This is a genomic window from Deltaproteobacteria bacterium (genome assembly GCA_019310525.1).
Taxonomy (GTDB): Bacteria; Desulfobacterota; DSM-4660; order Desulfatiglandales; family HGW-15; genus JAFDEE01.
This window is the reverse complement of record JAFDEE010000101.1, coordinates 1-10,210: the sequence shown is the minus strand read 5'-3', so window position 1 is coordinate 10,210 and position 10,210 is coordinate 1. Positions and strand designations below refer to the sequence as shown.

Below are 10,210 nucleotides of genomic sequence, written 5' to 3'. Positions count from 1 at the left end.
CAATCTTCCGCCTTCGCTATGGCTACGGCGTGACAAGCTGCGTCTGGCTCAGATTTTAATCCTCGAAATACTTCAATGTATTCCTGTGGTTAAAATCTTCGCCTTCCTTGACCTTGAATAATATTGCCTATTTATGGATGGACACTAAATAGAGGTCTCAAATTCAGCAAGACTTTCGCTGAACTCTGAACTCCCTGTAGTTCTTAGACATTTCCATTAAACCTTTGAATTTTTCCAGAAACTCCCGTTCGCTTCTAAACACTATATCTCCGATCGGCCCGATTTCAACAAAATTTCTTTTTCTGCCTTCTTTTTCTGCCTTGTTTTCAGGCGCTTGTCAAACGCCCGGGGAGAATGATTCCATCACTTAAGGCGGCCACGGCCCTGAAACCCGGGAGGGAATTATAGCCCCAGGCCCAGGAAAGAACCGACCTGATACAGGAAAAGACTGAATGTATAGGCGATAAGGAGGTTGAAGGCCACGGAAAACCCGGCCCATTTCCAGGAAGCCTCCTTCCGGATCATGGCGAGGGTGACGAAGCAGGGCACATAGAGCATGGAGAAGATGACCAGGGTAAAGGCCTTTAAGGGATTCCAATCGGGATTGTTTCGGAGCCTGTCAGAGAGGCTGGTGCCTTCCTCGGAATCCGTATCGCCGAGGGAATAGGCGGTTCCCAGGGTAGAAACGATGATTTCCTTGGCAGCAAAACCTCCGATCAGGGCGATGTTGACCCGGTAATCGAAACCCAAGGGGCGGGTGATGGTTTCAAGAGCCTTCCCGATCCTGCCAGCGAAGGCGTGAAGGAGCGCGTCCCGCCGCTCGAAGGCTAAACTTTGAGCCATGGCCTCCTGGTAATCGAGGTAGACTTTTGCTGCCTTGATCAATCCGGGGTCCATGCCTTCAACCAGGTCCCGGCCTCCGTTTTTCAGCCTGAAAGCAGCCTCTGCCAGAGCAGGAACTGGACTGTGGGGATGATCCGTTTGAACCGTTTCCTTTCCTTTCCCCTTGTCCTGGATCAGAGAAGAGAATCGCTTGTCCAACAGGGCCAATTCCTTTTTTCCGTGGATCAGACCCCTCACTTGGGCATGGGAGAGGAAGGCCTTTTCAAGACTGTCCCGCTGGGCCCGGTAATGGTCCCGTTGTTCTTGGGGTAGCTGGGGAAAGGTCATCACCGCCCAGAGGAGGATCGAGAACCCCAGGATCACGGTGCCCGCCTTCTTGATATACTGCCAGGTTCTTTCCCAGGTATGGATGGCCAGTCCCTTAAGGGTGGGAACCCTGTAAGGAGGAAGCTCCATGACGAAGGGGGTCTTGGGCCCCCTGAGGACCGTGGAGCGGATGATCTTGGCGGAAAAGAGGGCGAAGGCCCAGGACAGCAAGGTGAAGATGAAAAGCATCCTTGCCTCGTTTTTGGAAAAAAAAGCGGCGATGAGCACGCCGAAAAGCGGCAACTTGGCCCCGCAATTCATGAAGGGGACCACCAGGATGGTAGTGATCCGCTCCTTTGGATCCCGCAAGGTCCTTGTCGCCAGAATTCCGGGAACCGCGCACCCACCGGATATTCCGCCGCTTATCAGGAAGGCGAGGACGGAGTTGCCATGCAGCCCGAACCATCGGAGGACCCTATCAAGCATGTAGGCGACCCTCGCCATGTACCCGGCGTCCTCCATGACGGCGATGGCCAGGAACATGAACATGATCAGGGGGACGAATCCCAGGACCCCTCCCACCCCGTCGATCACCCCGGATGTCAGGAGGGAGCGGAGATTGCCTGGGGGAAGAACCAGGAAGATCACTTCCTTGAGCCATTCGAAGAAACTCTCCGTCCATGCCACCGGGGCCTCGCTGGCCCAGAAGATGAATTCATAAGTGGCATAGAGGACCACCAACATGATGATGGGGCCCAGGATACGGTCGGTGAGAACCTTGTCCAATCGATCGGAAAGGTGCAGCCGGGACTGTATCTTTCTTTTTACGGCCTTTCTGGTGATCCCGGCGATATAGCCGTACCGGTGGTCGGCGATGATCCCCTCGGGTTCCTCCTCAAGCGTATTCAGGATGTGCCTGCTCACCCGGCGGCACACGGCCTCGATTTCGTCGTGAAGGATGGGCTCTCTTTCCATCAAACGGAGAACCTGATCGTCTCCTTCCACGCATTTGAGGGCCAGCCAGCGGGGCGCGTACTTCTCATCGTAAAAACGGCTCCTTTGAAGGATTTCCTCGATTTCGTCCAGGGCCTGGTCGATGTCTCCGCCGTAGGAGATAAGCTCGGGGTGCCATTCGTGTTCCCTTTCGGCCACCTCAAGGACTTTATCCAGGAGCGCCTTGATCCCGGACCGGGTCCTTGCGACCATCGGGACTACGGGGGCATTCAACATATGGGAGAGGAGTTCTGTATCGATGGTGATTCCCCTGGATGAAGCCACGTCCATCATGTTGAGGGCGATGATAAGGGGAACGCCCAGTTCCTTGAACTGAAGGGCCAGGTAAAGATTCCTGTCCAGGTTCGAGGCGTCCACTATGTCCACGACCACATCCGGTTTCTCATCCAAAAGGTAATCCCGGGCCACGATCTCTTCGAGAGAATATGCGGTGAGGGAATAGATGCCAGGCAGATCGACCACCTCGATCTCGTAGCCCTGGTGGTTGGTCCTGCCGTATTTTTTCTCCACCGTGACCCCGGGATAATTGGCGATGTGCTGTCTTGCTCCCGTAAGGGCGTTGAAAATCGTCGTCTTCCCAGAGTTAGGATTTCCCGAAAGAGCGATTCGTATCTTTTTCTTACTCATTGCTTTTCGTCCAGGATGTCCACTTCGACCAGGATCTGGTCAGCCTCGTTGTTTCTGAGGGTTAGGGTGTAATCTCGAACCTTCACGGCCACGGGGTCATAGAGAGGGGCACGGCCCTGGATTTGGATTGGTGTGTCAGGCACCAGTCCCATCTCCCGAATCCGTCTCCCCATTTCTCCTCTCGCGGTTACCTTCCTGATAATCCCCTTTTGGTAGTTTGTCATCTGGCGCATCTTGATGATTTTCTTCATGGTTTTGAAGAACCTTTCCCTCAGTTTTGTGATAAAGATGGTTCTTGTTGCAATTGATTAGCAATATAAATAACAAGGGGTGGGCTGTCAATCCCTTTTTTTGCACGGAGAAATCGGGTCGTTAGAGAACCGCAGGAGCTTCCGTAAGGATCATACTCTTGTCCGGGGGGATTTCAGCGGAGGGGCGGAACAACTCAACTCCTCTCAACCGTCGGAAGCATCACCTGGGGTTCGGTGAGGAGGAAATCGCCCTTCTCAATCCATTCTTTAAGGGTTCGGGCGATCTCAAGTGCCCTTACATAGGATGAGAGGGGAACGGTGGGGATATCCTCCCCCCTGAACCGGATGCTCCCGCTCTTCAGTTCGGCATAGCTGACGTGTCCCAAGGCAGTGGCCTTCCCTTTTGGATAATCCACGCCGTAATCGATAATCTGGGTGAAGATCTCATCATCAGAGATGCCGGTAAATCGCGCGATTTCCTCGTTAAGGACGGGAATGGGCACACCGAGACCCACGGCCAGCGAACAGCCATAGCCCAGCAGGCTGACACCCACCAGCCACCGCGGATCCATTTCTTTCAGGTTCCCCATCACCATGAGGGTCCCGGCACTGCTTAATGGGACACCGTTCGGTCCCCTTTCCACCCCCGGGTTGTGCTGGGTGCCGGGGCCGATGATGTAACCCTGGGCACCTCCCAGGAAGATTCGGGTTCCAAGTCCCATGGTGAGGTAATAGGGATCGTTCAAGAGAGGGCTCAACTGGCCCGATGTCGCGTAATTGGCGTTTCCAAGGCGCGGTTTCAAGACCCCCATGTAGGTATATAGGGTCTTTTTGGTGGTGTTCACGGCGCAATTGTAATTCTGGTATGCGTTCCTGGGATTGAGCAGCATGGCGTAAGGGAGGTCCGAGAGGGTCACCCGCTTCTCCGTCTCCCTGTTGGGATAACAGTCCGTCCCGTAAGAAAGTGCCTTCAACCTGATTTTTTTCCCCGCCACCAGGTCCTGGATCACGTGTCCTCCGCCGTACTTGAACTGGCCCGGATGCACTGCATTCAAGGGGTCGTTCTCGGCCGGTTCGGTAGCTCCGAGGTAGATGTCCACCGCCGCGATCCCGGCATAGGCGGGGACGTCGTTCAACCAGACCTTGGATGCCCTGATCGCCGGTTTGGTATGCCCGAAATTGATGAAAGCTCCTGATGAGCACATCGGCGAGAAGGTCCCGGTGGTGACCACGTCCACCGATTTGAAGGCCCCCGCGGGTCCCTTGCGTCTCACGATCTCAGTCATCTCGTCCGCGGTTACGACGACGGCCTTCCCCTTCTTAATCTTCTCGTTGATCTCCCGGATCGTTTTGTAGTTCTTCCCTCGCGGCACCGTGCGCTTCCTCCCATGGGTTCAGATCGGCCCCCATCTTAATGGCTTTAGAGGAGTGTGACAAGGGAAACCTTCATGGAGACAGGCCCTTCCGGTTTGCTTGACTTGCCGGGGTTCATTCATTAGCATGTCTCCCATCCGTACAGGCCCTTTTGCCTCGGGCTCCATTCGAAACCCAGGGAGCGGTGAAAAACAGATGGGCCCGGGGGCGGGAGAAAAGGAGGAGGTCCTTGTGTTGCGAAATCCCGTCACCATCGGTGACTTGACCATTACCGGGAGCGGCCCGTTCTTCCTGATAGCAGGTCCCTGCGTGATTGAAAGCGAGTCCATCACCATGGAGGTGGCAGCTTACCTGAAGGAGACGGCAGACCTCCTGGACATCCCCGTGATCTTCAAGAGTTCCTATGACAAGGCCAACCGGACCTCCCTCGATTCCTACCGGGGGCCGGGCATGGAGAAGGGACTGGAGATCCTTGCCAAGGTGAAAGAGGTGACCGGTCTGCCCCTCTTATCGGATGTTCACGAGAGCGGCGAAGTACATCGGGCGGCCCAGGTCTTGGACGTGATCCAGATCCCGGCCTTTCTCTGCCGGCAGACGGATCTCCTGGTAGCGGCGGCCCGGGCGGGTCTCCCCGTGAACATCAAGAAAGGGCAATTCCTCTCACCCTGGGAAATGGAAAGGGCCGTACAAAAGGTGGTCTCCGCCGGGAACAGGAATATCTTCCTTACCGAGCGCGGGACGACCTTCGGGTACAACAACCTTGTGGTGGATATGCGGTCCATTGCGGTAATGAAGAGGTTCGGTTTTCCTGTGGTGTTCGACGCAACCCATAGCGTTCAATTGCCTGGAGGGAGCGGAACCAGCTCGGGCGGACAGAGGGAATTCGTGCGCCCCCTTTCCCAGGCGGCCGTTGCCGCCGGGGCTGACGGGGTCTTCATGGAGGTCCACCCCCACCCGGAATCCGCCCTATGTGACGGCCCGAATTCATTGCCGTTGGATGAAATCCGGCCGCTTATGGCACTGCTAAAGGAACTTCACGGACTCGTTCGGGCCCAAGGGTAAGAGGGGACGGAAAGTTTTCAGCGCACCGCAACAGCCCGTGCGGAGGGAGAGATCCTTGATCGATAAGAGCAAGATGTGGGAGACGGCCGCCTCGGCCGTGCGATTGCTTGTCCTGGATGTGGACGGCGTCCTGACGGATGGGCGGATCGTACTGGATGACCGGGGAGTGGAGACCAAGTATTTTCACGTGAGGGACGGGCAGGGGCTCAAGCTGCTCCAGGACTCCGGCATCCAGGTCGTGCTGATCACCGGGAGGCGTTCTGAGGTGGTCGGACACAGAGCGCGAGAATTGGGCATCGATGAGGTCCACCAGGGGGTCGGGGACAAGGTGGCCCTTCTTCTCCAGATTATCCGGCGAAAAGGGATCGAGAAGGAGGAGGTATGCGTAGTGGGAGACGATCTGCCGGACCTGCCCATGTTCCAGGTGGCGGGAATGAGCGTCGCGGTATCGGATGCCGCACCCGAGTTGAGAGAGCATGCCACGATGGTGACCAAGAACAGGGGTGGGAGGGGCGCGGTGAGGGAAGTATGTGAACTGATCCTGAAGGCCCAGGGGAAATGGACCAGTTCCCTTTCCGCTTATCTGCCGGGGGACGAGATGTGAGGATTTTTTGGGTTTACGTGAGCGTTCCCCGCTCCCTTTCCGCCCGGGGCGTTGACCTCCCCGGGCGGATGCTTTCCACCGGTGTTTTTTCGCCACCCCGCCTGCCTGGAATCCCGCCATGATCCGGTTGCCGGTACCTCCAGAAATTTTAGGCTTTACAGGTTTAATGGGTTTTGGTATAGTTATTGCAAATGACCGGTTTTTTGAAAAGACACTGGCCGCTCCTGGGAATCGCCCTGATCATGGGGGTGGCCCTTTTTTATCTTGCAGGCCCATCCGATGAACTTCCTGAGAAGATCGTGGAGAGAGACCTGTCCGGTGAGGAAGGCTTTACGCTCCAAGATATTCATTATTCACAGGATAACCCCGATGAAGGGATCCGTTGGGACCTGAGGGCCAAGGAAGCGAGAATCACAAAGGATCGCAAAGTTATTTCATTCAGGGATTTTCGGCTGAAATTGAAATCGGGGAACCGGCCCTCTATCGAGATTGAGGGAGGCCGGGGGGAATATGACAAGGACTCAGGACGGATCAACCTCTGGGATAACTTGAAAGGACGGACGGAAAACGGGTATCGGATCACGACCGATCATGTCCAGTATCAACAGGGAACGGCTTGTCTGAAAACGGATTCTACGGTAAGAATCACCGGTCCCGCCTTTTCCGTAGAAGGGAAAGGACTTTACATAGACCTGAAGCGGGAGTTCCTGAGCCTTCATGCGGGCGTGACCACCATTGTGAAAAGCGAGGGTTTTACCCTATGAATTCAATTCGAGGGCGCTTGTATATCCTGTTGATTTTCTTGTTCATCCTTTACGCGCCCACCTCCGCCTCTTCAGGGGAAAAGGGAAAGGAGGGGGCCTCAGGGGATGGCACAACGATCGTGATCAAGTCAGACACCCTGGAACTTGATGACGGGCGCAAGACAGTGTCTTTTATCGGCAGGGTGGAGGCCGTCAAGGATAATTTCCGCATCGAGTGCCGTAAGATCATAGTCACCTACCTCTCCGGTTCTGACGTTTCCGGGATGGAAAAGAACAAGATCGATAAGATCGTGGCCACGGGAAACGTGAAGATTGTTCGGAAGGAAGGGGGAATTGCGACCGCGGAAAAGGCCGTTTACTACCAGGGTGAAGAGAAAATCGTTCTTACCGGCAATCCCAGGATAGTGCGGGGAGAAGATTCCATTGAGGGAGAACGGGTCATTCTTTTCCTGAATGACAAGCGAAGCATCGTTGAAGGCTCCGGTGAGCAAAAGGTGCGAGCCGTTTTCTCTCCAAGAAGAGAGAAAAAATAGCCCGTTGGGAGGCGAGAAGGAAATACTGAGGGCCGAGGGCCTGGTGAAAATTTACCACGGCAAGCGGGTAGTTGATGGAATCGACATCACGGTCCGTCGGGGGGAGATTGTGGGTTTGCTGGGCCCTAACGGGGCGGGCAAGACCACGACCTTTTACATGATCATAGGCCTGGCAAGGGCCGATAGCGGGGTTGTCCTGCTGGACGGGATGGATATCACCCGTGATCCCATGTACCAGAGGGCCAGAAAGGGGATCACTTACTTGTCCCAGGAACCTTCTGTTTTCAGGAAGCTGACGGTGGAGGAGAACCTGCTGGCAGTGATGGAAGGGAGGGGGAGGCTCGAACAAGAGGTTCGCGGGCGGGTCGAGGGGTTGCTCGCGGAACTCAAGATCGGCCATCTGGCCAAACAGAAGGCCTCTTCCCTTTCCGGTGGAGAGAGGAGGCGGCTGGAGATCACCAGGGCCCTCGTGACTGACCCACGTTTCATGCTCCTGGACGAACCCTTTGCCGGGATCGATCCCCTCGCCTTGAGCGATATCAAGGATGTCATCCGGCAGTTGAAAGCCCGGGGTATCGGCATTATTATTTCTGATCATAACGTGCGGGAAACACTCGAAGTATGTGATTGCGCTTACATCATCAACCAGGGGAAGATCATCGAATACGGTCCCCCTGAAAGAATCGTGAACAGCGAAGTGGCCCGAAATGTCTATCTAGGGCGGGATTTCAGATGGTAGATTCTTTATAACCCTTGTATTTAAACGGTTTTTCCGTCATGGCCTTACAACTCAAACAATCCTTGAGCCTGACCCAGCAGCTCATCATGACGCCGCAGCTCCAGCAGGCCATCAAGTTGCTTCAGCTCTCCAGGCTGGAACTCCTCCAGACGATTTACACCGAGATGGAGACGAATCCCCTTCTTGAAGAGCAGCCCGTGGAGGAGTCGGAGACCGAAAAGGTTTTCGAGGAAGAGGCCCCCACTGAAACCCCGACTCCTGAAGATTCGATCCGCGACAGCGGCGGCGAGGATGTGGACTGGGAAAGCTATCTGTCCGAGTACAATACCCATTGGGCCGAAACCCCTTACGAAGAGAGGGAAGTCCCGCCTTTTGAAAACATCACTTCCGAAAAGACCAACCTTTATTCCCATCTCACCTGGCAGCTCAATATGGGTGATTTCGACGAGGCCCAGAGGGAGATCGGGACCCATATTATCGGAAACCTGGACCCCGACGGGTACCTTAAGGTCTCCGTGGAGGAACTCTCAGGGATGACAGGACATCCCGTCGAGAGGGTTCTCGAGACCCTTGAGAAGATTCAGATGTTCGATCCGGTCGGTGTAGCGGCCCGGGATACCCGGGAATGCCTTCTGATCCAGGCCCGTTTCCAGAACCTGGAAGGAACCATAGTTGAAAAGATTCTCCTGGATCACATGGACAAACTCGAGAACAAGAAGTACGATCTCCTTGCGCGCAACCTGGGGATTTCGCTCGAGGAGGTTCTTAAGGCGGTGGAGGTGATCCGGAACCTGGAACCCAAACCCGGACGCCGATACAGCGACGATGAAACGATTTACATCAGCCCCGATATTTACGTCTTTAAGGTGGGGGACAAGTACGAGATCGTTCTGAATGAGGACGGCCTGCCGAAATTGAAGATCAATTCCTTTTACAGGGAAATTTTGAGCCGCAAAGAATCCCTGGAGGATGGAACCCGTCAGTATATTCAGGAAAAATTGAAATCAGCGGCTTGGTTGATCAAGAGTATCCACCAGCGGCAGCGGACTATTTACCGGGTGACCGAAAGCATCGTCCGGTTTCAGAGGGAATTTTTCGACCGGGGTATCACAGCCCTCAAGCCTCTGGTCCTGCGGGATGTGGCGGAAGATATTCAGATGCACGAATCCACCATCAGCAGGGTGACCACCAACAAATATGTTCACACCCCTCAGGGTGTGTTCGAGTTGAAGTTTTTCTTCAACAGTGCCATCAACTGTGTAGACGGTGACTCGGTTTCCTCTGAGAGCGTCAAGGAGTATATCCGGAACATCATCAAGTCCGAGGACAAGGCTAATCCCTTGAGCGACCAGGAAGTGGCCGATATGCTCAAAAAGCACAATATAAATGTGGCTCGTAGGACCGTAGCCAAATATCGTGAGAGTCTTGGTATTTTGCCTTCCAGGAAGAGGAAGCAACCATACTGAATCCCTTGCGTTTGACTTTTATCCTTTTTTCTGTTAGAGACCACCTTTTTCGAGGAGGGAATCCCCATGGAAATCACGGTGACCTTCAGGCACATGGAACCGTCGGAAAGTTTGAAGGCCTATGCAGAGGAAAAGATCTCTAAGATCAAGAAATATCTTTATTCACCCATGGAGGCCCATGTGGTCCTGGGAGTGGAGAAATTCAGACACATGGCCGATGTGACTCTCAGGGTGGACGGAGCCATGATCAAGGGCGCCGAGGAAACGGAAGACATGTACAGTGCCATTGACCAGGTCATGGACAAAATCGAAAAACAGGTCAAGAAATACCGCTCCAAGATCCGGGAAAGGGGGCCGGAGAATATCAAGGGCGGAGAGACCCTGGAAAGCGAGGCGACCCTTGAGCCAGGTGAAGGTCTCGAGGAACCGGTAATCGAGGTGGAAAAGCTGGTCGCCAAGCCCATGGACCCTGAAGAGGCGGCCATGCAGTTTTCATTGTCAGACCAGGAATTTATGGTCTTCAGGAACTCCAGATCCCAGGAAATCAACGTAATTTACCGGAGAAAGAACGGCAATTTAGGATTGATCGAGCCATCCAGTTAGTGCCCATCAATAGATTTATTTATT

General features: G+C 54.5%; 10 protein-coding genes. 7 read left to right on the top strand and 3 right to left on the bottom strand.

The features are described from left to right. Window positions 1-402 precede the first annotated feature (402 nt). The 3 genes from feoB to JRF57_14615 form a co-directional block, all read right to left on the bottom strand. A complete protein-coding gene (gene feoB, locus JRF57_14625) occupies window positions 403-2,790 on the bottom strand; it encodes a ferrous iron transport protein B (protein ID MBW2304935.1) in 2,388 nt (795 codons plus the stop codon). Continuing rightward, complete coding sequence (locus tag JRF57_14620; GenBank protein ID MBW2304934.1) at window positions 2,787-3,041, bottom strand: ferrous iron transport protein A; 255 nt, start codon at window positions 3,039-3,041, stop codon at window positions 2,787-2,789. Before JRF57_14620 ends, feoB begins: the two co-directional genes overlap by 4 nt. A 194-nt stretch (window positions 3,042-3,235) precedes the next feature. Next, window positions 3,236-4,327 (bottom strand): homocysteine biosynthesis protein, encoded by a 1,092-nt coding sequence (locus tag JRF57_14615; GenBank protein ID MBW2304933.1) that lies wholly within the window; start codon window positions 4,325-4,327, stop codon window positions 3,236-3,238. Window positions 4,328-4,649: 322 nt separating this feature from the next. On the opposite strand from JRF57_14615, the gene kdsA reads away from it, so the two are divergent. From kdsA to raiA, 7 genes are all read left to right on the top strand, one after another. Beyond that, complete coding sequence (gene kdsA / locus JRF57_14610) at window positions 4,650-5,477, top strand: 3-deoxy-8-phosphooctulonate synthase (GenBank protein ID MBW2304932.1); 828 nt, start codon at window positions 4,650-4,652, stop codon at window positions 5,475-5,477. Window positions 5,478-5,550: 73 nt separating this feature from the next. Continuing rightward, a complete protein-coding gene (locus tag JRF57_14605; GenBank protein MBW2304931.1) occupies window positions 5,551-6,081 on the top strand; it encodes an HAD-IIIA family hydrolase in 531 nt (176 codons plus the stop codon). Between the two features lie 191 nt (window positions 6,082-6,272). Then, window positions 6,273-6,845: an LPS export ABC transporter periplasmic protein LptC gene (gene lptC / locus JRF57_14600; protein MBW2304930.1), complete on the top strand. Its 573-nt coding sequence runs from the start codon at window positions 6,273-6,275 to the stop codon at window positions 6,843-6,845. After that, window positions 6,842-7,378, top strand: a complete 537-nt coding sequence (gene lptA / locus JRF57_14595; protein ID MBW2304929.1) for a lipopolysaccharide transport periplasmic protein LptA — start codon at window positions 6,842-6,844, stop codon at window positions 7,376-7,378. The genes lptC and lptA overlap by 4 nt, the downstream gene beginning before the upstream one ends. Continuing rightward, window positions 7,299-8,117, top strand: a complete 819-nt coding sequence (lptB, locus tag JRF57_14590; protein MBW2304928.1) for an LPS export ABC transporter ATP-binding protein — start codon at window positions 7,299-7,301, stop codon at window positions 8,115-8,117. Before lptA ends, lptB begins: the two co-directional genes overlap by 80 nt. Window positions 8,118-8,155: 38 nt before the next feature. After that, complete coding sequence (rpoN, locus tag JRF57_14585) at window positions 8,156-9,583, top strand: RNA polymerase factor sigma-54 (protein MBW2304927.1); 1,428 nt, start codon at window positions 8,156-8,158, stop codon at window positions 9,581-9,583. Between the two features lie 66 nt (window positions 9,584-9,649). Continuing rightward, a complete protein-coding gene (gene raiA, locus JRF57_14580; protein MBW2304926.1) occupies window positions 9,650-10,186 on the top strand; it encodes a ribosome-associated translation inhibitor RaiA in 537 nt (178 codons plus the stop codon). The last annotated feature ends 24 nt before the right edge of the window (window positions 10,187-10,210 follow it).

Coding starts and splice junctions, on each gene's coding strand:
- raiA (MBW2304926.1), top strand. CDS start 9,650: ATGGAAATCACGGTGACCTTCAGGCACATGGAACCGTCGGAAAGTTTG.
- JRF57_14620 (MBW2304934.1), bottom strand. CDS start 3,041: ATGAAGAAAATCATCAAGATGCGCCAGATGACAAACTACCAAAAGGGG.
- JRF57_14615 (MBW2304933.1), bottom strand. CDS start 4,327: ATGACTGAGATCGTGAGACGCAAGGGACCCGCGGGGGCCTTCAAATCG.
- rpoN (MBW2304927.1), top strand. CDS start 8,156: ATGGCCTTACAACTCAAACAATCCTTGAGCCTGACCCAGCAGCTCATC.
- lptB (MBW2304928.1), top strand. CDS start 7,299: ATGACAAGCGAAGCATCGTTGAAGGCTCCGGTGAGCAAAAGGTGCGAG.
- lptC (MBW2304930.1), top strand. CDS start 6,273: ATGACCGGTTTTTTGAAAAGACACTGGCCGCTCCTGGGAATCGCCCTG.
- JRF57_14605 (MBW2304931.1), top strand. CDS start 5,551: ATGTGGGAGACGGCCGCCTCGGCCGTGCGATTGCTTGTCCTGGATGTG.
- feoB (MBW2304935.1), bottom strand. CDS start 2,790: ATGAGTAAGAAAAAGATACGAATCGCTCTTTCGGGAAATCCTAACTCT.
- lptA (MBW2304929.1), top strand. CDS start 6,842: ATGAATTCAATTCGAGGGCGCTTGTATATCCTGTTGATTTTCTTGTTC.